23 protein-coding genes are annotated in these 24,912 nt (G+C 40.8%); 7 read left to right on the forward strand and 16 right to left on the reverse strand.

The annotated features are described in order from the left end of the window. On the reverse strand, positions 1 to 501 hold a 501-nt coding region (locus ACVCAM_RS22625), incomplete at its 3' end, for a hypothetical protein (protein WP_161348820.1). A gap of 11 nt (positions 502 to 512) precedes the next feature. After that, positions 513 to 1,550, reverse strand: a complete 1,038-nt coding sequence (gene parM / locus ACVCAM_RS22630; protein WP_000818954.1) for a plasmid segregation protein ParM domain-containing protein — start codon at positions 1,548 to 1,550, stop codon at positions 513 to 515. Positions 1,551 to 1,913: 363 nt separating this feature from the next. On the opposite strand from parM, the gene ACVCAM_RS22635 reads away from it, so the two are divergent. Genes ACVCAM_RS22635 through ACVCAM_RS22650 form a run of 4 tightly spaced genes read left to right on the forward strand, consistent with a single transcriptional unit; the run spans position 1,914 to position 4,594 of the window. Beyond that, positions 1,914 to 2,861, forward strand: a complete 948-nt coding sequence (locus ACVCAM_RS22635; RefSeq protein WP_000718595.1) for a metallophosphoesterase — start codon at positions 1,914 to 1,916, stop codon at positions 2,859 to 2,861. Next, the gene (locus ACVCAM_RS22640; protein WP_000700976.1) at positions 2,858 to 3,694 is read left to right on the forward strand and encodes a hypothetical protein; all 837 of its coding nucleotides are present in this window, start codon (positions 2,858 to 2,860) and stop codon (positions 3,692 to 3,694) included. The genes ACVCAM_RS22635 and ACVCAM_RS22640 overlap by 4 nt, the downstream gene beginning before the upstream one ends. Beyond that, entirely contained in the window at positions 3,687 to 4,208 is a 522-nt protein-coding gene (locus ACVCAM_RS22645; RefSeq protein WP_000598517.1) for a hypothetical protein, read from the forward strand. Before ACVCAM_RS22640 ends, ACVCAM_RS22645 begins: the two co-directional genes overlap by 8 nt. Continuing rightward, entirely contained in the window at positions 4,205 to 4,594 is a 390-nt protein-coding gene (locus ACVCAM_RS22650; RefSeq protein ID WP_000815011.1) for a hypothetical protein, read from the forward strand. The genes ACVCAM_RS22645 and ACVCAM_RS22650 overlap by 4 nt, the downstream gene beginning before the upstream one ends. A gap of 61 nt (positions 4,595 to 4,655) precedes the next feature. Here ACVCAM_RS22650 and ACVCAM_RS22655 read toward each other — a convergent pair whose 3' ends face one another. From ACVCAM_RS22655 to ACVCAM_RS22720, 14 genes are all read right to left on the reverse strand, one after another. Next, on the reverse strand, positions 4,656 to 5,660 hold the full coding sequence (locus ACVCAM_RS22655) for a ParB family protein (protein ID WP_031942295.1): 1,005 nt from the start codon (positions 5,658 to 5,660) through the stop codon (positions 4,656 to 4,658). Then, positions 5,657 to 6,910 (reverse strand): ParA family protein, encoded by a 1,254-nt coding sequence (locus ACVCAM_RS22660; protein ID WP_001050364.1) that lies wholly within the window; start codon positions 6,908 to 6,910, stop codon positions 5,657 to 5,659. The genes ACVCAM_RS22655 and ACVCAM_RS22660 overlap by 4 nt, the downstream gene beginning before the upstream one ends. A gap of 1,128 nt (positions 6,911 to 8,038) precedes the next feature. Further along, positions 8,039 to 8,200, reverse strand: coding sequence for a hypothetical protein (locus tag ACVCAM_RS22665; RefSeq protein WP_001371949.1), 162 nt, complete (start codon positions 8,198 to 8,200; stop codon positions 8,039 to 8,041). A 2,548-nt stretch (positions 8,201 to 10,748) separates the two neighbouring features. Continuing rightward, positions 10,749 to 13,430, reverse strand: coding sequence for a TraC family protein (locus ACVCAM_RS22670; RefSeq protein ID WP_000387412.1), 2,682 nt, complete (start codon positions 13,428 to 13,430; stop codon positions 10,749 to 10,751). A gap of 8 nt (positions 13,431 to 13,438) precedes the next feature. After that, positions 13,439 to 14,389 carry an IncHI-type conjugal transfer lipoprotein TrhV gene (gene trhV, locus ACVCAM_RS22675; protein WP_001022588.1) on the reverse strand — a complete coding sequence of 317 codons (951 nt, stop codon included), beginning with the start codon at positions 14,387 to 14,389 and terminating at the stop codon, positions 13,439 to 13,441. A 9-nt stretch (positions 14,390 to 14,398) separates the two neighbouring features. After that, positions 14,399 to 15,151, reverse strand: coding sequence for a protein-disulfide isomerase HtdT (gene htdT, locus ACVCAM_RS22680; protein WP_182911723.1), 753 nt, complete (start codon positions 15,149 to 15,151; stop codon positions 14,399 to 14,401). A gap of 118 nt (positions 15,152 to 15,269) precedes the next feature. Then, positions 15,270 to 15,752, reverse strand: a complete 483-nt coding sequence (locus ACVCAM_RS22685) for a hypothetical protein (protein WP_000377632.1) — start codon at positions 15,750 to 15,752, stop codon at positions 15,270 to 15,272. 7 nt (positions 15,753 to 15,759) lie between these two features. Then, on the reverse strand, positions 15,760 to 17,115 hold the full coding sequence (gene trhB, locus ACVCAM_RS22690) for an IncHI-type conjugal transfer protein TrhB (RefSeq protein ID WP_000351841.1): 1,356 nt from the start codon (positions 17,113 to 17,115) through the stop codon (positions 15,760 to 15,762). Beyond that, positions 17,105 to 17,566 (reverse strand): plasmid transfer protein HtdO, encoded by a 462-nt coding sequence (htdO, locus tag ACVCAM_RS22695; protein ID WP_000521242.1) that lies wholly within the window; start codon positions 17,564 to 17,566, stop codon positions 17,105 to 17,107. Before htdO ends, trhB begins: the two co-directional genes overlap by 11 nt. Position 17,567: 1 nt before the next feature. Beyond that, positions 17,568 to 18,839 carry a TraK domain-containing protein gene (locus tag ACVCAM_RS22700; protein WP_000592092.1) on the reverse strand — a complete coding sequence of 424 codons (1,272 nt, stop codon included), beginning with the start codon at positions 18,837 to 18,839 and terminating at the stop codon, positions 17,568 to 17,570. Beyond that, positions 18,839 to 19,627 carry a TraE/TraK family type IV conjugative transfer system protein gene (locus tag ACVCAM_RS22705; RefSeq protein WP_000783153.1) on the reverse strand — a complete coding sequence of 263 codons (789 nt, stop codon included), beginning with the start codon at positions 19,625 to 19,627 and terminating at the stop codon, positions 18,839 to 18,841. Before ACVCAM_RS22705 ends, ACVCAM_RS22700 begins: the two co-directional genes overlap by 1 nt. A gap of 11 nt (positions 19,628 to 19,638) precedes the next feature. After that, the gene (locus ACVCAM_RS22710; protein WP_001447770.1) at positions 19,639 to 19,989 is read right to left on the reverse strand and encodes a type IV conjugative transfer system protein TraL; all 351 of its coding nucleotides are present in this window, start codon (positions 19,987 to 19,989) and stop codon (positions 19,639 to 19,641) included. A gap of 17 nt (positions 19,990 to 20,006) precedes the next feature. Next, complete coding sequence (locus ACVCAM_RS22715) at positions 20,007 to 20,360, reverse strand: hypothetical protein (RefSeq protein ID WP_000423602.1); 354 nt, start codon at positions 20,358 to 20,360, stop codon at positions 20,007 to 20,009. Between the two features lie 1,148 nt (positions 20,361 to 21,508). After that, positions 21,509 to 22,384: a RepB family plasmid replication initiator protein gene (locus tag ACVCAM_RS22720; RefSeq protein WP_000594611.1), complete on the reverse strand. Its 876-nt coding sequence runs from the start codon at positions 22,382 to 22,384 to the stop codon at positions 21,509 to 21,511. 476 nt (positions 22,385 to 22,860) lie between these two features. Between ACVCAM_RS22720 and ACVCAM_RS22725 the strand changes: the two genes are divergently transcribed. The 3 genes from ACVCAM_RS22725 to ACVCAM_RS22735 are packed head-to-tail and all read left to right on the forward strand — an operon-like array spanning position 22,861 to position 24,846. Beyond that, positions 22,861 to 23,913, forward strand: coding sequence for a hypothetical protein (locus tag ACVCAM_RS22725; RefSeq protein WP_001065778.1), 1,053 nt, complete (start codon positions 22,861 to 22,863; stop codon positions 23,911 to 23,913). Between the two features lie 19 nt (positions 23,914 to 23,932). Continuing rightward, the gene (locus ACVCAM_RS22730; protein WP_000594930.1) at positions 23,933 to 24,133 is read left to right on the forward strand and encodes a hypothetical protein; all 201 of its coding nucleotides are present in this window, start codon (positions 23,933 to 23,935) and stop codon (positions 24,131 to 24,133) included. Then, complete coding sequence (locus tag ACVCAM_RS22735; RefSeq protein ID WP_000838219.1) at positions 24,130 to 24,846, forward strand: zinc finger-like domain-containing protein; 717 nt, start codon at positions 24,130 to 24,132, stop codon at positions 24,844 to 24,846. Before ACVCAM_RS22730 ends, ACVCAM_RS22735 begins: the two co-directional genes overlap by 4 nt. The last annotated feature ends 66 nt before the right edge of the window (positions 24,847 to 24,912 follow it).

The raw sequence follows: 24,912 nt of genomic DNA on the forward strand, positions 1-24,912 counted from the left end.
TGCACCTGAAGAAAGTGGGCTTTCAGATGGTATAGAGGTATCGCTTCCCTCATTTTCAATCTTCACACCAAAGCAGGCATGTTCCTTTTGTACAAGGAAGGTTTCTTTTACAGAAACAGAATCCTGCTTTGAATTATCTAATTGTAGAGGTGTTAAATACTCCATAAACTTTTGATCTAAGACATTCTCTAGCAATACATTAATAGGAGGCTTAGGTTCAGTATCTATAGTATTTCCATCATTCAGAAACCTATTAAGATCTGCAAGTGTTAATCTTTCGTTTAAACCATTTATAAAATTTGCCAAGTCAGGAAATAAATTATTTAATACCAACCCGGTACTAATAGCCGACCTAATTAAATCCAGTTGGTCACCCCTATGACAAAGTTCTGTTTTTTTCAAGAAACTATAAACATAGGGTGCTTTTCTTTCGGATATCCAGAAAGACCGGATCTGAATCCGGTCGTTATCTGCCTTATTTGAGATAGGGTATTTAGCCATGTTCTAGCTCATTATTCTGAATAAATAGTATCAGCAATTGCCAAAGATAATGCGAACTGCGGATTGTCTACCATGATAACTTTAGCCGTTTCAAAATGTTTACGAATAGCTGTTTCGATGAGATATGAACCTCCCCCAACAAGGAAAACATTATGAGGCCTCTCTTCGACTTGTGTAACCGCTCTGATTACTTTACTTTGCAACTTCTGTACCGCAGAGTTTACCGCATCAAAAACACCGTCACGCTTGTCCTCTGCAACCTTCAAAGCTGATTTATCATGACGATTATCAACAAGATGATGAATGTAAGCATTACTCGTATTCAGTTTCTCAGATTCAAGATACCTGCTGATCTCATCGTAAACAATAGAACAACCAATACGGTCAAAACCTTTTACTTTCGAAATCTGTTCTAATTGCCCAGTAATACTTGCAACATCAAGAGTAGTACCACCAAGATCAATTACCAAACTTGATTCAAATGAAGCAATATCCTCAATTTCATCTGCCCGGGTCACAGCTGGTAAAGATTCAGGGAAAACAGTCACAGACAAAACGTTAAAAGAATAGCGTTTACCGTCAAGATAACGCTCTACTGGTTTCATCAGATTATCTTTTTTTCTCTGAATATTTTCAATATTCGTTTCCCCTAAAGCAGTATAGAACTGGCTAAGTGGTAAAGTAACAAAGAGGTGAACATCCTGAGGAACTAAACCAGAAGCATGAAGTGCATGGTGAACATTTAACCGGCTAATTTCATCGTATTGGTGAGATACATCAGTCGATTCCAGTGAGTTACTAGATTCGCTGTGATGCGAAAACCTTTCCAGCCCATCAATAAGATAGTTAAAAGGATTGAGACCCTCATGGCGAACACGGAAATCTGGAACAAAACTATTTTGTGTAAGCAAGGGAACTAATTCGTTTCTTTCATTAAGACAAACCAGTTTTGCAGCTTTACTTCCATCATCGACAACGATTTTTAAAGCTTCAGTGATATCCTGCACTGATGGTGAAACAGGACTTTCAGATTTTAATAGTTCAGCCATAAAAACTCTCTTTTATTAATAGGACCATATTAGATATTAACTTTATACATTAATGGTGACCTATTATCAACATTAACACTATTAAAAAAATACGTAAGTCTATGTTATTTCAGCATCCTTCCATTTTAAATACCTTACCGTTAAATTTCCTGTATTCATGTATTAACCATGTTTATAAAGGAGCCAATTATAATCAGAAAGTTACTTTGCATCCTAAGTATGAACTGTTTGAGAGCCAGGACTGGGGCCTTTACCTGTAAGTAACAAAGGTCCTTAGGCTTAGAATCCAAAATGACGCCTTTTTGTAAAAAAATCATAGTTCGAAATACCGTATCATCGATGTAAACATACGTAGAGGAATTTATGGCAGCTGAGCACGTCCAAACTATAGACCTTACAAACTTCTCCGGAAGGATTTTCTTTCTGGCAGATCCTCATGGACATTACTCTGCGCTGTGCAACTTGATCCAATCAGTTACAAAGCCAGAAGAAGAGATAGTAATTTTCTCTACTGGAAATTTGTTTGACTATGGGCCGGAACCCATAGAATTGATGAAGGCGATAAACAGTGGCTTTTTCGATGGACGTTTTGTGAGGCATTTCTCAGCTGCCGGAGCCGGAGAAGAAATGTTAAAAAAATTGTTACCATTAAACAAAGACCGGAGAACATTTTACCCCAGCACATACCTCAATGAGAGATGGTGTGTAATGGGCGGAAAGTGGCATAAAGCTGTGAATCGTTACTATTTAGAGGAAGAGGTAAAAAAACTTCTTAATACCCAGCTTGGTACGATGATGCAGATTTTACTAAAAGGCGATATAAAAATTGGGGTTTGCCCTTCTGATTACGCCCCTATCCGCACATCATTCACTGATACTTATAATGCGCTTCAAGCATTCAACTATGCCAATGTGAATATTTTTCAGAGCCAGTTTCTATTCGGTATGGACCATGCCGTAATACCAATGATGATAAATGACGTCAACCTTATGGTCCTAGGTAGGAATCCTGTAAACAGCATTCGAAAAGCCCATGGTCGTACTCAAAACAATCTTCCAGTACTGATCGGTAATTGTTTGCATATAAATACTGGATCACTCTATATGTCAAAATTAGAAGACCAGGTAATAGTTGCTCCGGGTATACCGCAAACTGACTCACCAGCACTTACATTAGTAGAAATAATCATGAAGAACAATCCAGTTTTATTGTGTCATCAGCTAATACAAACAACAAACAAGTTTTATTCACTTAAAACCTATCCTTTAGAACTCGATTCGATTGAAAACAACATTGAGGTAACAAGATGAAGATAAATTGGAAGATTATCTCAATTTCAACATTACTTTTGCATCTTCACGCAGCAGCTGCACCACATCAAGAGAAAGAGCATAGAAAAGATGCTTTTTCTTCTGCCGCACAGAAAAGTGATTCACTTATATCTGCTAAAGCGGAGCTTATAAACGGAAGGTGGTTTATAAATGGTAAATATAGGCCTGTTCTAAAGACCAGCATGACCAAAACCAATTTCTTAGAAATCATGAATGTTTCAAATAAAGAATCACTTTTTATTGTGATACCAAAACTTGAGTATAATATCATTGCCAAAAATAAAATCTTACTAAATGAAAAAATTGCATTAAGCGAAGGCACATCCGGAAAAAGCATTGTTTGGGTCGAGCCAAAATCAAGTCTAACTATATCGTTTATAAATGACCTTGCTAATACGCCCCTTCAGGCTATCGTTTCGATCACAAGAAACAACAAAGATATAATTGCCATCTTTGGACCGGATCAGGGTAAAGGGTTTACTCTTCCCGGAAATACGTCTAATGATCAAGTGTCCGTTCCTGACTATTCTGACCTAAATATAAAAAAACTTAACATACCTCAAAGTGTTGGTAATCCAGTAACCATCAATCCTAAAGAGAAGAATTACCTCTTAGTTGGACAAGGAAAATATGAAATCTTATCTCTTCCTAAATATCAACATTTAGTATTTTCTGAACCCGTTTATATTGAGAAAAGAAAAAATATCCTCGGTGGTTATGGTTATTGGACGAAAGAAACAATTCTCTACCCCGGTGAATCATTATCTTTTATAACGAGCGCCAAAAACAATCTAAGGAAGCGGGATGATTAAAGTTATCACACTTTTATTGTTTGCATTACTGACTGGTTGTCAGTCAGTAGAAAGTAAAATCGAAGAACTCCCGACAGTTGGTTTTGACCCTATTCTATACAATAAAAGTGAGGCCTTTACTGACGGAAAAGTTACTTTACGTGTCGAAAGTTCAGGAACTGATGTTTGGCTTGTCGCCAAGAATGGAACCAGAAGTTTTATTGAGCTTTCAGGCCTAACGCTAGGTGGTAGTCGTTGTGCTTACAATGCCCGTAGTAAGCAACTTTTGCCCCCAGGCAGCGTAAGCACATTCGTAGTTCCTACGGTTGGAATGCTTGGACTTTGCTTCAACAATGAAGATCAACTTATGTTTATTAACCGTGCTTTTAGCAGAATCTCTCCCAAAGCAAAAGGAAAAGATTCGCTTTCGCTTTTATTTTCTGTTAGTTACGATTTTCCCGGAAAAGCGGACCTAATTACTAACCACGATTTTCAAGAGTTATATCTTTTATTTTTGAATGAGGATAATCTATGAAACAAACATTAATTGTTATTTTAATATGTTTTTGTCACACGGCTTTAGCATATCCATACCGTATCTATACTGTCCCGGAAGGGGCATTAGTAAAAAACATACTAACTAATGAATATCTAGGAAAAACCCCTGTGGTTGTGGACGTGAGCAATACCGAAGCTGGTTCTACTTTTGGGATTTCATTATTTAGACATGAAAATGTTGCTATAAAGATTTTTACAGTAATGCCTTCAGCAGAAAATAATTTTGCTGTTTCTGGACCTGACGTTGCAACTATGTCATTGCCGGGAAAAGCACCTTTAAACGTAGTAAATGATGGGAATGGCGCTTCTGTTCATATAGAACTAAGACCTTATATGTCAGAACCTGCGCACACCCCATATTAATATAACAAGAAATTAAAAATATAAATCATATGAACTGCATCATAAAGATGCAGTTCAATATTTATTCTGGTACTTTTAATTTTTCTTTTATGAACTCCTCTAGTTCCTTAATAAAACCCGCATTTATCCTATTGAATTCAAAGCGAATTTTTCTACCAGTATTGTTTTTACTGATTCTTGCATACTTATCTTTGTTATCAAAAGTAATAAGATCACTTGTTTCCCATTTTGTGGAATAAGTTTTTTCACAAACACTTTCCACAGATTGTGTGATTTTTTCCATTACAACTTTTTGAGCAACCTGGAGATCTCCAATGTCTAAATCTTTTGTTTCCTCTTTAACATTATCTATTACTTCATCTAAAGGAAATAGATTTTTTTGCACATATTTCTGTAAACGAGACAAGCGACTATAATAGGAGTTCGGGATTCCTTCATAATCCGGGAATAAAGAGATCAATGTTTCGTCAATACGGGCCGCCTGGATTCTTTTGGCTACCGATACATGACTAATCCCAAGATATGCTGCGAGTTCTTCATTAGTAGAAAATCCTTTTTCTTCCATTTTTTTGATAAATTGAAACCCAACTTCTCTATATGAAAATTTTCGAGATGTTTGTGCTGCGGATATAATTGAATTTATATCATCTTCGGTTAGTTCATCCGGAAGAACCCACAGGGGGAGATCCTTTTCTGCCTTTATACAGCAGAAACGTCTGCGACTTCCTTCTATTAATAAATAAACCCCATCTCTTTTTACAGCGATCCCTTCGGTATCGACCCCTCTTTCTTCAATCTGCTTAAGAATATCTCTAACAGAATAATCTGTAAGGGCTTCTTGATTTCGTGGGTTCGCTGGATGGACTAAGGTCTCCTTCTCCACTCTCTGGGCTGGAACAATCACATGTTCCGCTTCAAGTCTCCGGCCCTTATGAAGAGTGAATAACTTTTTTATGCGAGGTGCTGTTTTCAAACCCGCAAGACCTGAACGGTGACCGACTTCTGTCCGCTTTGGTGCGTTTAAATATCGAGATTTATCATTCCCGATATGTTGCTCATCGCTCATGCGTTAACTCCTTGCTTAGCTGAAAAACTTTTTATTTCATTTATAAATTGCTGATATACCTGTAATACAGATTCTTCTGCGACATCAAGCTGCTTTGCGGAACAAAGTTCCTCTGATTTTTTGATATCAAGCACTGTACGCCCTTTGGAAGCAGCTGCCTTAAATGCTTCAGAATTTTTTATGTTAGCGGACATCAAAAGGTCCTGAACAGTTCTGATTAATTTATCCAAAACTATTCTTTCATATGGACTTTTGTCATCTACATTGACAGCAAGAACTTTGAACCATTTTAAATTGTCGCCCTTACTTGGTGATTGTTTAAACCTTTCACTTATTGTAAGCATGAAGTCTGTAGTAGAGGCGTAATCATATTCACGTGGTGACACTGCGACAAGAATCCCATCGGCCGCTTCGTCAGCAGCCCAGATCAAAGGTGAATCTTCAGGTGGAGTGTCTATAATAATCAAATCATAGTTCTGCTTCAGTACCGGTAAGATAACTTCCTTGAAACGTAGTAACAAAGACGTACGTTCTTCTCTAGAACATTGCCAGTATTTATCTTTAAAACGAGCATCTGTCGGAAAAGCCGTTATTACGTCCAAGTTTGGCAGATGCGTTGAAAAAGGCATATTAGTGATGATTTCTTCTTCAGAGAATCCTGAATCTAAATATTTTTTATACTCAGAATTTTCTTCATAAATTCCAAGGATTGCATCAATTGCTGTAAGGAAGACATCATCTTCTGAGACACTTTGAATCATGCTGCTTCCAATCGAACCTTGTGGGTCCCATTCGATCATTAATACACGTGCATTGAGTTGTAGATCTAAAGCAGCTGCTACTGCTAAAGCTACAGATGTAGTGCTTTTCCCTGTACCGCCTTTATGATTCTGAGTAACAATAGCTCTGCTAAAGTAATGATCGCGGTACTTGGGATAACCCAGGGCATCCATTATTTTTTGAACATCCCAGCGGGTGTAAAGATGATTTTTGTTTTGATAAATAGGTGCACCAACAAGTTCTTTTTCTTCTAAGTCCGAAAGTATTTTATTGAACGTTACTCGTGACTTCCCAAAAAAATCAGAGAGATTTTTTTTATTCAAACAGTGGTTATAGATCAGTCTATCAACACCATCAACACTATCATCAGAAACAGATACTCTTGATGAAGCCATCAGAGATTCCTTTAGAGAAATCTGCTCGCTTTTCATGCGCTGACCAACGAGGGCGATCTTTTCAAGTAAATTCATGGTTATGACCTTTTTGCACTGAAAACCGACTTTTACGCATATATGTAAACTTTACGTATAATGCGTCCATTTCCTTGTTATGCGTACAATTCTATCCTTAGTTTCAATCTTAAGCTAATGTTTGTTTACTTTTTTATGATTTTTTGTGAGCTTAACTTGCAGATGTGAGCTCAGACTCTCTAGTCCATACCTAATGCACAACCTGTTTAAACCACGATTCTTGTCTCCTTCTCTACGCTTTGAAGTTAAGAGCTCCATTAATGAATCTTCACGCCTACCCTATTTCTTGCTTAGACCCTAAAATCTATCTCACCGGTGTGCTGATATACGTTTCCTAACTGTGAACCGTTGTCGTCAGTCCAGTCTAAAGATATGAGGTGTTAATCTCTTGAGGAGGCACACTACGAATTATGGGAGCAGAGTTAGCAACCTCACCCCGAAATGAAACCCAACTTAAGGAGGCAACCCCAGTGTGGAGATTAAGGGGGTTAAATCTGCCAGCGGCTGACAGTGTCCCAGCTGCTGCTCAGTCACACCACGCCCTGATTTAATCCCCTGCCCGGTATTGTAATGACCGAAAAAAACCCGTGCACTGGTGTCGGCAGACCGGCATGCATGAATATGACGTTAATCTGTATCAGCAGGCACTTTTCGCATAATGGGAGCAAGTGATAGCAACGCCGCCCAGAACGGAATGCCAACATCAGGACTGAACCCAAGTTTGGCGATTAAGGGGGTTAAATTTGCAAGCGGATGACAGTGCCCCCAGCTGCTGCTCAGTCACACCACGCTTGATTAAATCTCTCGCCAGGTCTTGTTTTGACCGAAAATAGCCCAAGCACTGATGTCGGCAGACCGGCATATAGGAATATGACGTTAATCTGTATCAGCAGGTACATTTCGCATTATGTGAGCAAGTGATAGCAACCCAGCCCGGAACTGAAGGCCAGCATGAGGACAGAACCCCAGTTTGGCGATTAAGGGGGTTAAATCTCACAGCGGCTGACAGTGCCTTCAGATGCTGCTCAGGCATACTACTCTCCCTGATATAATCTCCCATATGTTCTTGAGATCGTCGGAAATCGCCCATGCACCGGTGTCGGCAGACCGGTATGCAGTAATGTGAATTTAATCTGCATCATCAAGCACATTTCGTATTATGGAAGTAAGTGTTAGTAAACCAAAGCCCGCCCAGAACGGAAGGTCAACATCAGAACAGAATCCCAGTTTGGCGATTAAGGGTGTTAAATCTGCAAGCTGCTGACAGTGCCCCAGTTGCTGCTCAGTCACACCACGCCCTGATAGAATCTCCTGCCCGGAAATGTGATGACCGAAAAAAGCCCGTGCACTGGTGTCGGCAGACCGGCACGCAGGAATATGACGTTAATCTGTATCAGGAGGCACATTTCGCATTATGGGAGCAAGCGATAGCAACCCAAGCCCAGAACTGAAGGCCAGCATCAGGACAGAACCCCAGTATGGCGATTAAGGGGGTTAAATCCGCCAGTGGCAATAAGATCCCGAGCGGTGTTTAAGAAATATTTCCCGAAGGACAATCTTCCGCTCGTACGATGAATATAGTGTTCAACCCGGGAGAGGGATCACTTAACCTGCTTAGCCTAAATCTTACGTCATTCTCTAAACGGAGTTTAAGCTTAATGGTCCTGAGAAAGTTAAAAGGACTACCCATAATGACGGTTTGAGATGGCGAATAAGGGTTTTTTCTGCCAGCGGCTGACATTGCCCCAGCTTCTGCTCAGTCACACCACGCCTGATTAAATCTTCCGCCAGGTCTTGTTATGACCGAAAATTGTCCGTGCACTAGAGTCGTAAGACCTGCATACAGGAATGAGGCGTAAATCTTTATCAGGTGGCAAGGTTCGCATCATGGGAGCAAGGGTCTTGAACTGGAGGTTAACATCATAAAATCCCAGATTGGCGATTAAGGGTGTTAAATCTGACAGCGACTGAAAGTGCCTTCAGATGCTGCTCAGGTATATTACACCCTGAAAAAATCAAGCATCTGTGCTTGCGAATATCGGAAAAGGCCATGCACCGGTGTCGGCAGACCGGCATGGGCAATGAGACGTTAATCTGTATCAGCTGGCGCATTTCGTATCATGGGAACAAGTGTTAGCAACCCTCTCCAGGACGGAAGGACACTATCAGGACTGATCCCAGTTTGGCGATTAAGGGGGTTAAATCTGCCAGCGGCTGACAGTGCCTTCTGATGCTGCTCAGACATACTATGCACAGATATAATCACCCGTCCGTCCTTGTGATTATCGGAAAAGGCCATGCACCGGAGTCGGCAGACCGGTATGCAGTGATGTGACTTTAATCTTTATCAGCAGGCGCATTTCGTATTAAGGGAGCAAGTGTTAGCAACCCTGCCCAGGACGGAAGGACACTATCAGGACTGAACGCCAGTTTGGCGATTAAGGGGGTTAAATCTGCCAGTGGCTGACAGTGCCTTCTGATGCTGCTCAGACATACTATGCACAGATATAATCACCCGTCCGTCCTTGTGATTATCGGAAAAGGCCATGCACCGGAGTCGGCAAACCGGTATGCAGTGATGTGACTTTAATCTTTATCAGCAGGCGCATTTCGTATTAAGGGAGCCAGTGTTAGCAACCCTGCCCAGGACGGAAGGACACTATCAGGACTGAACGCCAGTTTGGCGATTAAGGGGGTTAAATCTGCAAGCGGATGACAGTGCCCCAGCTGCTGCTCAGTCACACCACGTCCTGATAAAATCTCCTGCCCGGTAATGTGATGACCGAAAAAAGCCCGTGCACTGGTGTCGGCAGACCGGCACGCAGGAATATGACGTTAATCTGTATCAGCAGGTACATCTCGCATTAGGGAGCAAGTGATAGCAACCCCGCCCAGAACTGAAGGCCAGCATGAGGACAGAACCCCAGTTTGGCGATTAAGGGGGTTAAATCCGGCAGCGTGAGTAAGTGCCCGTGCTGTGTTAAAGAAATATTCCCTAAGGACAATCTTCCGCTCGGCCTTTTGTATAAAGTTGTCACCCCGGGAGCGGGGATCACTTTACCTGCTTAGCCTAAATCTTACGTCAATCGCTATCCGGAATTTTAGCTTAATGGTCCTGAGCAAGTTAAAAGGGCTACCCATAATGACGTCCCCAGATGGTGATAAAGGAGTTAATTCCGCCTTCGGCTTACAGTGCCGCAGCTGCTGCTCAGCAACACCACGCCCTGATTAAATCTCCCGCCTGTCCTTGTGATGACCAAAAATAGTCCGTGCACTGGCGTCGTAAGACCGGCATACAGGAATGAGGCGTTAATCTTTATTAGGTGGCAGGATTCGCATCATGGGAGCAAGGGCCCTAGAACTGTAGACTAACATTAGAAAATCACAGTTTGGCGATAAAGGGGGTTAAATAAGTTAAAAGTCTTCGGTGAGCAAATTGGATAAATTTTCAGAAACCAAACCGTTAATAATAAACTTTTAGAAGAATGATTAAAGGATATTAAGTTTTGTATGCAAAATGACACCAGTGATCTGTTTTCACTAATAATGCCGCGCTACTTTGATTACCTTTGGTAAACAAAAATGTAATTTACGTGATTTTCATCTTATAATGTCAGTATTGAAGTTATAAATTTTGTTTACTTAATGCGTACACAACCTAACTGCGATTTGTATTTATGTCACTGTTTTTACACCACATTAATTATAAAACCAAAATTTGCAGCACAGTGATGAACTCATTAAGTCACAACCTCATTTGTTTACTTAAGGCATACAATAAAAAACCAGATTCTTATGAGACATCTGGTTTAATTATTTTTGCTTGAAGATATTTACTCTACGCGGCCAAACCCGCTGCTACTTCTTGAGCATAGAGAATTTCTATTGCCTCGCCATAGCTACAATTCTCGCGGCTTTGAATTTCCCATAATTTACTCCTGTCAGCACTATCCGTAGTAAAACAAAGCTCCATTTTCCGGTCTACGTATAACCGACAGATCTCTTGGAAGTTTTCGAACCTGACTAACATCTCTGAAAACACCTTTTTGACTGTACGAATATTTTTCATACGTTCATATTCTGCATCTGAAGTAGAAAAATATTTATTAGCCTTCATTGCTTCAATGCTTTCTTTTTCTTGTTTCATGATTATCTTCCAAGGCGAGTTAGCAGTCAGGGCCCGGCCAACAGAAGAAGTAAAATAATCTTCAAACGACTGTGTGATACAGATGCCAGCGCAGTTTGTTTTCCTGAACCTACGCCATGCCGCTTCGAGGAAGGAAGAGAAGAATTGGTTTGATTGATTTCCGGCACCTGATGAATTATCAGGACGAATGTACTCCCATGCTTCATCAAGGATGAACAAGCGACGACGCCCATCTTTTTTGATGAACATTGCATGCTGAGCAGCCTGAATGATAGACATTAATACAACTGTCTGAAGGTGGGGGGTGCCTTTTAGCTCCTCCAGTTCCAAAACAATAAATCTGCTGTCGAAGTTGATTGGAGGCAACGTATCGGTAAACCGGTGCCCATAAATTCCACCTTCGCACCATGCTCCGAGTTGCTCCCCAATATCCTTTATACGTTTGTCTTCATGCTTCTTGCAACGCAGAGCAAAGCCGGTTATTGAACCGGTCCGACCTGATTTTCTGGATTCTTGGTACTCTTCTGCAATAAGCTGAAGCATCACTGATTGTTGATAATCATCGATAAGGCCTTTCTCTGAAGCCATAATTTTTAGCTGATTCAAAACCATTATGGTCTGAGCAACTTTGTCTTTTTCTGCATCGTTTGAAGTTGATTCACCGGTAAATTCAGGTGCTTCGTTAAATACATCGTCGTTAACAGTGATGTCAGTTAGGAAGGCAAAGGGATTTAGGGTGAAGTCAGGGGTTTTACCGAAATCAATAAATTGACTGTTTGTATATTGTTCCGCAATCCCCTGGTAAGAACGGCCCACGTCCACAACAAATACTTGAGCACCGTCAGGATCATCATCTGGGTATTCGTTTTCTAAAAAATGCTTAAATGTTGAGCGATAATGAACGAGGTTATTAGATCGCGGTCCAGCTCCAAGATAGTTATTGATTAGATATGCTGTCCAGAATGACTTCCCTGCACCTGACGTTGCACCAATAACCATGTTATAGCTTGCAGAAGTCTTGAAAATATCAAGTCCCATGAGTTGACCTTCACGAGAAACTAAACTCAGTACTGGTCTATCTGTATTACCTTTCCAGGGCCCAAAGATCGGTGTCATATGAGCCGCTCCGGTGTTGCTCACTACTTCGGAACGGTCAAGGTCGAAAATTGTCTTTGGGTCATTGCACATTGGCAGACATGACATAAATGACGGGAAAACGATAAAGGAATCATCTGCTACTTTGACCCGGCTTTCGAGGTAAAAGGATTTGAGATCGTTAGCTGCTGTCTGCACAGAATTGGCATTACTACCCATAACAGTGAAAGTAAGATACCCTCTTAAAAGCTTTGCGCCATCCTCAAGCTCGCGAGTTACGGCCATGTAGTCATTATCCATATCCCGCAGGCGAGGGCAGAATGTGACAACTGAAGGTATACTTGCCTGTTTATTAGTGATTGCTTTGTAGCGGACGTTTTCTTTTGACAACTTGAGCGGATCGGCAAACTGAACAGTCTGAGTGATCATAAATGGGCTGAAAATTGTCTTACGTCCATGCATCCAGTTAACTACTAACTCATACATACAACCGAAATTGACGTATTCAGGAAACTTTACAACGGAAAGTTGTTTGAAGTAACGATGCTCAGATTCGTCGTCACTTTGTGTGACTGATGAGAAATGATTTTCTGTGACTGTATACTTACGGCCGGGAACGTTAACTTGTTCATTAAGCCTTTTCATAGTGTTAACGTCTATGAAACCTTCAGCCCACCGGGAGTTCTTTCCGGGGTTTACGACCTTATCTATACAATAGAGCCAGTTTTCTGCATCGACCTTAAACGGATGCAATCCAATCGTAATTAACTTACTTACAAGTTCAGAGTAAAGTGAATCGATACGCGAATGTTCCAGCTCGGTAGGAAGGGCAGACTGTAAAGGAATCGATAGCGAGATCCATACCTGAAAATCCCTCAACATAAGGTTATCATGATCAGGTTTTAAAGGCTTATGCATACTTCTGTCGTAGTAGTCCAACTGATAACCATTAAGCAGATCTGCTTTAAGCTTATCGTTCCCAGTCATACGCCCACCTCGCACAGCTGACCAAGCACTAAGCTGTAAAGTCAGGTCTGGCAATGCAGTCAGAGATATTTGACAGACAGTATCTGTAGGGAAATCCATTTTGAACATTTCAGCAAGAACATCTTGCTGATTATCAAAAACTCCAGGGGATGGATTACAGATAAACATAAACCCTAATCTGTTGCCATCAATCAAAAAATAGTGAGTCCCTGCTAATTGATCGTAAACAGGGATAAACCCACCTAATTGATGGCGATTTAAACCGCTATTGTAATTATTGATAGCTTCCATATTTGACCTTACAGTTGTCTAACAATGCCGTTCGAAGAGACAGCTTTAGTTGCTTTTTGTTGCTGCTGCATATTTTCCCGGGCCGCATCCTGTACTTCTAAAGGAACTATGCGAGCTGGGTTTGAGGTCGAATTCTTGCCAGCAATCCATGTTTGCGGTTTTACGTTGACATAAACGTAGCCGGGAAGATTAAGCGCATCGTTATCATCGGTATAAGGTGCAAAAGTAATTCTCATTACTTTCCCCTGTTGCAGAACAGCAAGTGGTTCAGGAGCCACTACAGCTTGTTTATAACCTTGCGAACGGTATTGCTGGATCTGCCCAGGGTTGAGAGTCGGGTTAACGGGCTGGCCATTGTAAAGAGAGTACATATCCTTACCAGGGCTGATATCAGAATTAGGTGCAACGTAGCGTGGGGCATTTCCAGCAGAAACCGGATAGCTTGTTTGTTTAACGACTTCCGCAGCCGGATGAACGAAAGGGTTACCAGTTGAAGAGGCAGTGCTATAACTGCTAGTCATCCTTACGTTTGAATTAACCGGTACACCAGAAATAGGCCGTGGTCCAATGGATGAAGTAGGGGCACCCATTTTTAAAGTTTTATCGTACATGACAGGTAACTGACCAACTGGCTTAATTTCGGTTTTTGAATAAGCCACAGGCTGATTTTTAAGGGTAGTAGACTGTGGATATTTGACTTCCCCTGGAGGGCTAATTTCAGTTGGATAACGGCTGTCATTGACAGCCGATTTCTCCTTTCCCGATTCCGACTCTTCCCCCGCCAGTGCAGACAGATCATCTCGATTATTAGTTAACTCCATAACTTCGCGAGGACCTTTACAGATAACGCCCTTTTCAATGCCTGGACATTCGGATTCGGAACTACCGATGGAGCACCCCGTAAGATATGAGGATGTACCTACAACCAGAGCACTGAGTACCAATCTTTTGATGTTCATAAACTAGCCTTAATTTGTCTCAAATGGATTTTTTAAGAGAGGTTCAACGCTTTGGTTCAACCAGTAGTCGAAATCTTTTGGAATGCCATTACCAGCCAAACCATCCTGTCTGACAACTGAAGGTACACCCTGCAATTTATAAATTCCTGCGAGCATCAATGACGCTACCAAAGGTTCCGCCGGACATTCTTCTGCTTCTTTTTGAGAGAGCAATCTTTTTTCAATGTCGGATTTGCTTCCCATTAGCCAACGAAGAATATCGAGGTTGTTTATTTTTCCTTTTTCTTTACTACACCAGAGCCTTCTAAGCTCTTCTTTTGGCTCACCGGGTGAGGGAACTAAAACAATATCTATCCGATACTTGTCCCGATCTGCATAGAATTTCTTAACAAGTTCCATGCAACCGTCACAATCAAGTGTTATGAAAATGGCTGCTTGTCTTTTAAGCTTTGAATTTCCCAGAGGAATGGACGCTACAGTTTCCAGAGGGAAGGGGGCCTCATCAAGACTAATAAAATAGGAATTCCTGATTTCTTCTACAGTCAGAACAGGTTTACGTTTAATTACATCAACAAGGCTTCCCCCAGTAAGGGAGTATCGGCCATCGGTCGTTACTGCCATTAGCTGCGAACGTTCGTCCTGAAAGAGGTATAGCCCACCAGAAGGAATGTATATGGCATCCTTAGGTTTATATCCTTTCATTTTTGATAACACACCCGAGATCTGACTGGGTGAAACGCCACCTTCCTTTGCCTTTGCCATTAACGCAGCAGCATCACTATTAGTTAGGACCTGCTCTGAAGCATAAGTGACCGTATTCGCCATAATGGCGAAAGCCGCCATTAAAGGGAAAAGTAACTTTTTCACTATTGGGTGCCCTCTACTTCTTTGCATTATAAGAACTTGATTGTACCGCTTCAGAGCTATCTTCAAGTTCCATATAAGTGACGATTTCAACACTATCCGGTACAGTAACGGCAAGCGTTGCATCAATAATTAAATAGCCACGGTCACGGTAGATCTTCATTAATGTTCTGAAATATTCTTCGAATTGAGATCTATCATTGTCAGCAGTACGGCCTCCGTGATGCTTGAAAAATTCCTTACGTAATTCAGGCATGTCAAGCACTGCAATCTTGTACGAAGGCTGGGATTGTTTATTGAAGTAATCGTAAACATTCATAAAGCCTTTATAACCATAAATAATGACCAATACGGCAAAGGCGAAGAAAAATAAATACTTCAATATTTTTTCAATATCAATTTCGAAGGTAATTTTTTTTGTTGTCCTTTCTCGCACCATTTTTTTAGTGATTTCAGGTCCAGCTGATTCAGGCGATTCTTTTTTTTCTAAACTATCCATTTAAACCTCAGCGACTGGTCAGATTCGTTGGAATTGTAGTTCCGGTCTGAACGACAAATGTAATAGCTCGGCCAGGGCTAATTTCTACGATTGGCCACTGTTGTTCTGCAATTGCGGTGTAGTAATCGACGAGTCGATTAAGACCACCTTGAGCTGCACCAGCCCCGGCTAATGCCCCAAGTGCACCAAAATTAGGGGACTGATACTGAGCCTGTGAATTAGGGTCGATGTTAAGTGAAGATACCTTACTGGGACTTAAGCTACCGGCAAGTGAAGAAAGTCCACCGGCAAATGCAGCTCCTGCAATTGCGTTACCATTTCGGCTGATAAGCGTGCCTCGGATCCCATTTTTTCCGTCATTTTCACTTACAGCATATGCTTCCAGTTTTACGTCAAAAGCTTTCCCTTTTGAATTAACACAAGAGATAGAAGTGGCACGTATGTAAGCACGCTGTGACGCCAGATCACCAACAGCTGAACCCAGAAGGTTACAGTCACGCAAATCCATGGTGAAATTATTGGGCATGATGACATCTTTTTTAATACGCATCGTTACTGGCATTGGTTCTGATTTGGAAGAAAGGCTTGTAGGCGCTTCAAGCCCGGTAATCAGAACACCAGTGATAATAGATGTTGCCGGAAGAAACATTTCATCTTTTCGGGCAGCATGCCGCGCTTTGCTATCAACTGGCGCAGTACCATCACCTCGTACAGTCCGAGTTGGCGCTTTATCTCCTGCAATGACCTCTCTGCCTTCCTTGATTCTGTTTTCAGACACGGGCATAACCTGAATGACACCATCGGTACCATTAGTCTTAATGGAACTTTGTGTGATTGTTCTCATTGGGCTATTACGCGTAGGTGTGATAGAAGCGTAATTAGGGTTTACGCCATTAATCGGCGCATTAGCATTAAGCTGATAAGGAGCTGCCGGTGCCTGCTCATTAATCGTTTTACGCGAACTACCAGCATCCAAGTTACGATTGCCGTTTCGATTTGTCTGCATATCATTAATTTGCTGAGACAGCTGCTGAAGTTGAGAAGTTAAACTTGCAACTTGGGCTTTAGTTTCCTGTTGGGCTTTTTCTGCTTTTTCGCGGTCCTCTTTCGCCGCATTTTGGTCAAGTCGGTTTTGCTTAACCATTTCTTTATATACTTTCTGGCTTTCTTCATTACTCAATTTGTTCATTTGCGAATCATCTAACAACAAATTGGTCTGCATGTCTTTTTTCTGTGTTTTCTTTTCTTTCTTAACTGGTGTGGAAAAAATAGACTGGCTAATAATATAAACAATCACTACCAGCAGAGCGCCAATAACAGAAAGTCTGACGGTCTTATTTTCCCAGGCCTTTTTAATGTCCATGATTAGCTCCACTTGTAGGTTTCTGGAATCGTTTAATTTTTAGATTTCGTTCGCTGTCAGACATCTGAGGAACGATATAGGGTTCACCTGCTCTGGCCCAGTTTTCACGAACAGATGGATGATTCATTTCAGCTTTATCTATCTGGCTCGTTCTAGATATTTCATGTTTGTAATTAGGTTCCAAAACGTTACTTTTGTGATAGTCAAAAGCATTCTCCTCATTAATATTGCCCTCTCCTACAAATTTATCAATAAGAGTTGGATCGTTCATTATTACTGTCTGAACGGGAAAAGCGTTACTGCCATCTTCGATACTAATGGGTGCGTCCGGAACGATTAATACACTCCTTTTTGGTATATATTCTGACCTGTAGTAAAAGCTGGTTAAAGCAAATACGACAAAACCAATCACGGTGGCCCCAAGCAGAGCAGGCAAAGTAACTTTTCCCATATTATTTTCTGATTAGACTTGGTCTGGTTGTAACCCGGGCCTCGCGTTCCTTGAACAATTTATCCCGGACTATGTAAAGCTCTGTTTCTTCTCCCGGTTGCAGGTATGCTTTATCAAATAAAGCACTTGCAATAACGCCTTCTGCCATACACTGCTGATCAGCAACGATTTGACCGTATGGTTTATCGTTTTTCACAAGAATTACATCAATAAGTTCACGTGAGCCAACCAGTCTCTGACCGAGCTTTGCATACATATTAAAGTTACATGGTGACTGCTCTGGCGCAGGAATACGAGAAAGTCGGTCCTGTTGTAAACTGAATCCTGAAGGGACCTCACCAAGAGCCACAGGAGTCAATAAATCAATGATTCTTTGTTTATGATCGTCTTGTTTTGGATCCGTTGGAGCCAGTTCTTCTGACTGGGAGCGGGCCAACATTTCCTCATAGTTTTGCTTATCCAATGAGGTTTCACGTTTGGCTTGCATAGATGGGCTTAAAGATGTAGTAACTGAAATCATCGCACCGGGAACATCAAGCGGTACCAGGGTCAGGTTATAGGTCGATTCAGGTACCTGATCTTCAGACAACATAATCCCGATTGGTTTATCGGTATTAGTTGAAATAAAGACATCGCCACCATTAACAAATATGCTTGCCTCTTCAGCAGGGGTAGAAGTACTGACAGAAGCATTCTTGAAGCTGGTCGATATTCTGTTTTGAAGTCCTCGTGAAACTGGCAGTACCACATTCCCACCAGGCGGCACATTTACACGCTGAACTTCTTTATATCGGTTACGAGCTTCGACATAAAGTTCATCGGCTTTTGACGTGGCGGTCGCATTGGTTGCATTCTGCTGGGAAGAGGTACCTGTTGGTCTCCCATAGCTATCAATTGCACCAGATCGGGTCTGTGCGTCAAATCCGGGGAGACTAGGATTATTTGATAATGCTCCAGTAATAGCGCTTACCGCAGGCGAAGCATTGCTGGCTGGGGAAAGTTGCACGGTAGGGAGATCAGTTGTAGGTTTTTGTCCCTGCGCATTACCGGCTTCACTAAGGTTTGTTTGTGCACCTGACTGTTCAGAACCAGCTTGACCCGGAATAATGGCTTTTGCAGCTCCATTCTGAAATCCGTCAGCACCAACTGGCATTACAACCGGGTTATTAATTGTTGCTGGCAATTGGTATTCTTCAGCGATTACGCAGTTCGAAGTCGTGAGCATGATCAATGCTGTAATTGCGTTGAAGCCTAAGCCCTTTTTTTTAATCATCACTTGTTACCTGTAGACGGTGGCGGATTATCCAGCGTTGCCAGTTGCTCTTTGCCGTTTATCGTAATTTTTTTAATATTCGGTGTTCCGGAATATTGATTTACATATGCAATTCTTGGGCGACCATTTTTCATCCCGAGAACCCATTCATAAGTCCATTTCGATGATTCAGTTTTGTCCGGAACATTTACAAGTCGAGTCGTTTTGGTACCCCAGACATAGACCATGTCATTTTTTGGATCAAAGTAAATATCATTAGGCTTAAAGGTCTGCTCAACACCACGAGCCTGCATGATATTTATCTGCTCCTGTAAAGACTCACTCGTTTTAGCCTGTAGTTCAGGTGAAAGGGCATCGAGGACATAGGCCGTCACAAAGGAAATATTAGTTGGATTAATATTCCCTAAAAGGGTACTAAAAAAGAGAGCCCATTGTGTTTTATAAGATTCCGATGCTTTGTTACCAACAACCGTGATCTCTTCATTCATGTTTGGAGGGGTAACAATCGTCACTGGGTCAGTGAAAAAAAGAATCTTTGCAACCAATAACCCAATGACGGCTATTGAAACAGTATTAATGCGGATAAGTTTTGTATCACGATTAATCAGGGCGCTGTATGTAATTCCAGCACCTGACGCTTCAGCTTGTGGGCTAAATCGTTTTTTAATGTCCAAAAAACGTCCCTTAGCACTTTCATCTTTCTTTACGTATGACTGTTCAAGATCACCGTTTTCATCCTTTTTAGATTTTTTGAAAAAAGGGATGTTAATGCCACTTAGCATTTTCATTCATAGCTCCATCAAGAATACAAATCTCTGATAAATGGATCGTTGAAATAACGGCTACTAAAAACTGCTTTACCTGGCAAAAAACCGAGCCACCAGAGTTTGTGTTTTAGCAATCCTCTTATTCCTGACTCAGCTGCTTTGTTATACGCAATCCAATACACAACCGCTGCTACAACAGAAAACCCGAAGCATTCGAAGATATTCCCAAATGCAACCAGAATGAATGCAAGCCCTAATTTTTTGGCATCCCAAAACAAAATCAGTAGAGGCATGTTGATCCTGAAAGGGAATCTATAGGTATGCTGAGGAACGTCGTTCTGCTTACTCATTAAAAATCCAGAGAGGGGGATGAACCCCCTCATGCATGATTAACAATAAATTACAGCGGTACGCCAGCATCCATAAAGGTGCTGATAATTTTCTCGCCGTTGGCCATTACCAGCATCATGAATAATGAAACCAGTGCCAGGCCCGGGTTAGGCTTAAGGACAGAGAAATATACGCTTGAGATCAACATCGCGGCTGCCAGAATTTTGCCCGGAGCTCCAGTCATACTTTCACTCATGTATGACCAAATATCTCCCAGTGCCCCATCATCTGAACCCGCATATGCCAGACCGCAAAAAAGCACGGTCAGCAGAACAAACAAAATCACTTTTGCGCTTTTTGTTTTAAAAAGTGCAGCCGTGTTAGATTTCTTTTCACTAAGGCCAATATTTAAAGAAAGTTCCATAATTACTCCGTGTAGATTTGAGTTCACGTAAACGCGAATGAATAATACTTTTTTATTCCGATCCTTCCGTTCGCATAAACCCCCTTTTTTTAACGTTTAGCGATTGGTGAATTTTTAAGCAAAGGGCCTAAAGCATAATCTTTGAAAGGTACCAGTGAACGCTTAGTAAAAGTTTGAAAGAGGGGAGGGGGTAAGATTACGTTAAGCTCAATCCTGAAGCTGATGAGACTCCTCAAGCATAAAAGTCACTTTTGATGGTTTGAAAAGCTCTAACTAGATATCGGGCAGGTAACTAAGCTTCATATCTAATCTTTTTTGTTCCCTTATTATCTATCTCTTGATTCTGAGAAGGCCGCATATCACTGTGCTCCCTGGTTCGGCAACTATCAGTTGGAGAAACTACATACAATCCTCGGGCCGGTGCGTCATTCATCTAAATGCCTTTTACACCTCTGGGCGTGAGTGGGACTTTGTCTTGTCCATACGAACATCATTCATTCGAATGCTTTTGGCCAATGCTATTTAAGCAAATGCTTTCTGGCTGAGTCCTTTTGCGAATGAGTCTTTGATATAACTGCATGAATTTTGGGTTGTTTGGTGTACTAACAAAACAAAGGCATTTCTTTGAATGCCATTGGAGTTGTGATGCTTCTGATATTTTTTTGATCTCATATCAAGCACATAGTCCTTCTGATGCCCAATGTCATAGATGTCTTGGACCATTCTCGCTCTTAACAAAGCTGAACTGTGTGTCATTCGACCTAATGCCATTCACCAAAATGCCTTTTTATACCACTGCATAGCTATGCTCGGGATACAGTGGCAAACAAAAGCATTTCAATGAATGAATTTTTGGGATACCGACATCAAAAGCATTTGTATGAATGTAAGAGGCGTAATCCACAAAAGGCATTCACGTGAATAGAGTGCGCACGAAACCATCTTGCTCAACGGCATTTAATGAATGGGCTAGCATGTACGCTTGAGTCAGAAAGGCATACAGATGAATAGTCAGGAGTTCGTTTGAAAAGTTACTTTTTTGCACATTAAGCCGAGATGTAAGACCAGTAGTAAAAGAAGCACTAAGCATAGCACTGATAAATAACTTATTTTTCAGCAGGTTATAACCAGTGCATACCAGATAGCTTTCAACCTTGTTTGGCAAGGGCCAGCTTAGGGCTTCTTTTGAAGATCTGAAATTGTATGTCGCGACCTTTCTTAACTTCTTGATAATCGAGATATCCGATAGATTCAAGTTCCCGCATTGCTTTACGAATTATCTGGTTTTGCGTACGAATAGGGGTTGTAAGAAGCAACCTTTCCCTCAACCGTTTCATATTAACGAACAACGTACCAGCTGGCATTGCTTCAAAATAAATATAGAGAGATTGCGCAGCTTCTTTTTTAGCCAAAATGTATAGAACCTGAAGGCTTAACAATGTCTTATGGTCGTAACGATACAGTTCCCACATAGAAGGATCCCCAACCAGCTCAACAGTATCGCTTTTTGGATCAATCATAGCCTTCTGCACCAGATGCGTTACTGTGAACCGACCACTACGAGAGTCTGAGAAGGCAAGCACTACCGATGCAAGGTTCATTAATGACTCTTTAAAGCGCGCACGAGTTCGTTTGTTGATGTTTGTTGAACTGATACCACACATCTTCGCAAACTCGTTAAAAGTCAGGCTAATCTTCTCGGAAGTAAAACCATATTTACTGAAAGCCATGATGATCCCGAGCCAGCACTTAAAGTCGGTAGACATAGATAGTTTGACACCAGTTATCTTGATGTCGTCATAACCCTCCGATCTTGCAATTTCCATACACGAAAGCTCATCAGAGGCATCAACTTCAAAGTTTCGGTCGCGGTTTTCTTTTGTGCCGACAGGGGTAAATACACTCAATCTCAGCAGGGCCACGGGCTGAACCGACTTGGACGAGTTAGGCGTCAGTTGATAAGTCTTACCTGATTCATTACTGGTTACGTCAAAAGGATGGATTAACTCGTTGTTTTTAATCATTAACTTAACTCGTCGGTGATAAGATTTTCATTTGGCAAACTGTTTATAACATATTCTTGCAAATGCTTTTTACGCATTTACCTAAATGCCATAAGCATTCCAGTAAATGCCTTCCTTATTCATTCAAATGCTTTTCGCATGCATCCGAATGCCGGATCCTTTCATAAAGTTACTATAATCAATGAGTTAAAGATGCCGTGATCTTTACTTGAACTCTATTGATCTTTAGTGATCTAAAGAATTGATCTAACCTGTTGAAAACAATGATAAGTCCATATAAAACAAGGAATAGCGCTCCTTTATCAATATCTACAGATCGCAAACGGAAATGAAAGTGGGTTTACTATCATTGTTTTATTCAAGACAGTTTTTATTTTAATTTTATTAAGCAAATTTTTTGAGTTTACCTTTTAGATGTATCAGCCCTATTTGGCAAATTTGAGGTTCATGTATCATGTAGTAAACAGGAGGAAGATATGAACAACAGCAAACATACAGTCATTGAAGTGGATACTAATCTAGTTGAAATTGAAAAGGGATTTAATCCCCGAGAGGCGGTAATCGGAGATTTGTGTTACGAACAAGAACCTGTCAAATCGATGATTGTGTCAATCAAACAAGCCTTTAAGGAAGGAAGGCAGGTTGATATGATCAAGGTCGTAAAAAGAAAAGGTAAATATTTAGTTCGTCAAGGTCATACTCGTTTTCATGGCTTAAAATTAGCAATTTCTGAAGGTGCTAATATTCCAAAATTATCTGTTATCTTAATCGATTATAAAAACGAAATTGAAGAATACCTTGAGAACCTCGATGGTAACAGAAGCAATGGGCTAAATCCGGTTGGGCAAGCTCATGCATTAGCTCATGCTGTTAGTCTCGGGTATTCGGTTGAAGAACTAGCAATGCGATATCAACGATCAACTACCGCAATTCGTAATATGCTAAAAATCCTTGATATGCCATTAGAGCTTCAACGTTTGATTAGCCTAAATCTAATCAAAAAAACGCTCGCCATTGAAATAATGTTAAAATATTCCAACGATCACAAAATGGTTTTAAAACATATAGAAGGTTTCTTACCTGGCGTTAAGAATATTGAGACTACAACGAGCAAAATTGTAGGCATACCTGAACACAATGCAGCTGGAGCAGGACCAGACACCTTAAATAAAGGCGGACCAGAAAAGAAAAATTCGGCAGTCACACGTAAGACTTTGGGTATTAAGCGCCTCTCGCATAAGAAAACAGAACGGCTAAAATCTGAATTTCTTGAGCTTGTGGAAAGTACACATACGGAATCTATAACGAATACTCAAACAGAACTAAAATTTGGTAGAGATAGTGCACACTTGTTCAAAAATGTTGATAGTAAAAATGTAATATTTTCTGATGATGGTGTTCAAATAATCTTGAATGATGAAAAGCTAAATATTTTATTGTCTTTACTTAACGACGAAAATACAGCAATCATTCTTTCTAAACCAAAATTAGAAGAGCTTCTGGAAATTCGAGATCTCCTTAAGGAATAAAAACCCGAGGATTAGTTGAGTGATTAAACCTATAAAGCTGACTCTTATCGATAATTATAATGATTTGCTTCTAACTCATGAAGTCCTTAAACGCAACATGGAAGAGTTAGAACACGGTAAACGTTTTGACCAATTTCCTGAAGGGCATGACCACTATGAAAAAACTGTGAAAGAAGCTGTAGCAATCGTAGAGGCACGTTTGGAGGTGTTTCGAAAATGAAATCTCTTTTCTTTACTCTTGATGGTCATATGGTACCAGCCTCAGTGAATGTATCCCTTAACGGAGATGGAAATTATTATGCACCTATCGAAAGAGAATGTAACGAATGTGCGGGCACAGGCCACAAAGGGGCTGATGTATGTGAAAAGTGTCATGGGGTGCAAACAGTTGGACCCATTATTGAAAAATTAGTGGTACTAGAGCCAATTACCTTTCTCGATAACATTCCGGAACTGCGTGTTAACCCAACACTCGAAGCATGGAAATCCAGAAACCACGTACTTATTGAGAAAGCAAAAAAGGCTAACACTAAGTTTTCTAATAGTATATTGGCGCAACTAGACAATAACCGTTTTTTGACAGAACGCCAGCTGGATTGTTTCTTTACAACCTTTGATGTGATGTTGTCTGAAACTCCGGAAAATGAACAAGAAATTTTAAAACATAGCTACAATATCGGCCAGGTCATAAGCATTGAACTAACATTTACTGAAGTCAGGGCCGCGTACGCAAAAAGTAAAGGGAGTTATTTTTTTACATTTACTGGTAAAGTTAGAAATGACGGGATCGCTTTAACGGCCGATAAACAGGATCACATTTTATTGGGTGAACGTTATCATTTGACTGGAAAAGTCAGAAAATTCTATGATTTTGATTCGAAAAATTATGCTGCAATAACAGTTTTTAAGTTAAGTAAACTCCAAGACAGTTAAATGTTTTACTGCTTAAATATAGAGCCAAGACTTAAACTGTCGTTAGGACTCACTCACGTAATATTG

Source organism: Enterobacter sp. CFEC122, from assembly GCF_052983755.1.

Excerpts from the sequence above, each read along its gene's own strand:
- parM (WP_000818954.1), bottom strand. The coding sequence starts at position 1,550 with ATGGCTGAACTATTAAAATCTGAAAGTCCTGTTTCACCATCAGTGCAG.
- ACVCAM_RS22635 (WP_000718595.1), top strand. The coding sequence starts at position 1,914 with ATGGCAGCTGAGCACGTCCAAACTATAGACCTTACAAACTTCTCCGGA.
- ACVCAM_RS22640 (WP_000700976.1), top strand. The coding sequence starts at position 2,858 with ATGAAGATAAATTGGAAGATTATCTCAATTTCAACATTACTTTTGCAT.
- ACVCAM_RS22645 (WP_000598517.1), top strand. The coding sequence starts at position 3,687 with ATGATTAAAGTTATCACACTTTTATTGTTTGCATTACTGACTGGTTGT.
- ACVCAM_RS22650 (WP_000815011.1), top strand. The coding sequence starts at position 4,205 with ATGAAACAAACATTAATTGTTATTTTAATATGTTTTTGTCACACGGCT.
- ACVCAM_RS22655 (WP_031942295.1), bottom strand. The coding sequence starts at position 5,660 with ATGAGCGATGAGCAACATATCGGGAATGATAAATCTCGATATTTAAAC.
- ACVCAM_RS22660 (WP_001050364.1), bottom strand. The coding sequence starts at position 6,910 with ATGAATTTACTTGAAAAGATCGCCCTCGTTGGTCAGCGCATGAAAAGC.
- ACVCAM_RS22670 (WP_000387412.1), bottom strand. The coding sequence starts at position 13,430 with ATGGAAGCTATCAATAATTACAATAGCGGTTTAAATCGCCATCAATTA.
- trhV (WP_001022588.1), bottom strand. The coding sequence starts at position 14,389 with ATGAACATCAAAAGATTGGTACTCAGTGCTCTGGTTGTAGGTACATCC.
- htdT (WP_182911723.1), bottom strand. The coding sequence starts at position 15,151 with ATGGCAAAGGCAAAGGAAGGTGGCGTTTCACCCAGTCAGATCTCGGGT.
- ACVCAM_RS22685 (WP_000377632.1), bottom strand. The coding sequence starts at position 15,752 with ATGGATAGTTTAGAAAAAAAAGAATCGCCTGAATCAGCTGGACCTGAA.
- trhB (WP_000351841.1), bottom strand. The coding sequence starts at position 17,115 with ATGGACATTAAAAAGGCCTGGGAAAATAAGACCGTCAGACTTTCTGTT.
- htdO (WP_000521242.1), bottom strand. The coding sequence starts at position 17,566 with ATGGGAAAAGTTACTTTGCCTGCTCTGCTTGGGGCCACCGTGATTGGT.
- ACVCAM_RS22700 (WP_000592092.1), bottom strand. The coding sequence starts at position 18,839 with ATGATTAAAAAAAAGGGCTTAGGCTTCAACGCAATTACAGCATTGATC.
- ACVCAM_RS22705 (WP_000783153.1), bottom strand. The coding sequence starts at position 19,627 with ATGAAAATGCTAAGTGGCATTAACATCCCTTTTTTCAAAAAATCTAAA.
- ACVCAM_RS22710 (WP_001447770.1), bottom strand. The coding sequence starts at position 19,989 with ATGAGGGGGTTCATCCCCCTCTCTGGATTTTTAATGAGTAAGCAGAAC.
- ACVCAM_RS22715 (WP_000423602.1), bottom strand. The coding sequence starts at position 20,360 with ATGGAACTTTCTTTAAATATTGGCCTTAGTGAAAAGAAATCTAACACG.
- ACVCAM_RS22720 (WP_000594611.1), bottom strand. The coding sequence starts at position 22,384 with ATGATTAAAAACAACGAGTTAATCCATCCTTTTGACGTAACCAGTAAT.
- ACVCAM_RS22725 (WP_001065778.1), top strand. The coding sequence starts at position 22,861 with ATGAACAACAGCAAACATACAGTCATTGAAGTGGATACTAATCTAGTT.
- ACVCAM_RS22735 (WP_000838219.1), top strand. The coding sequence starts at position 24,130 with ATGAAATCTCTTTTCTTTACTCTTGATGGTCATATGGTACCAGCCTCA.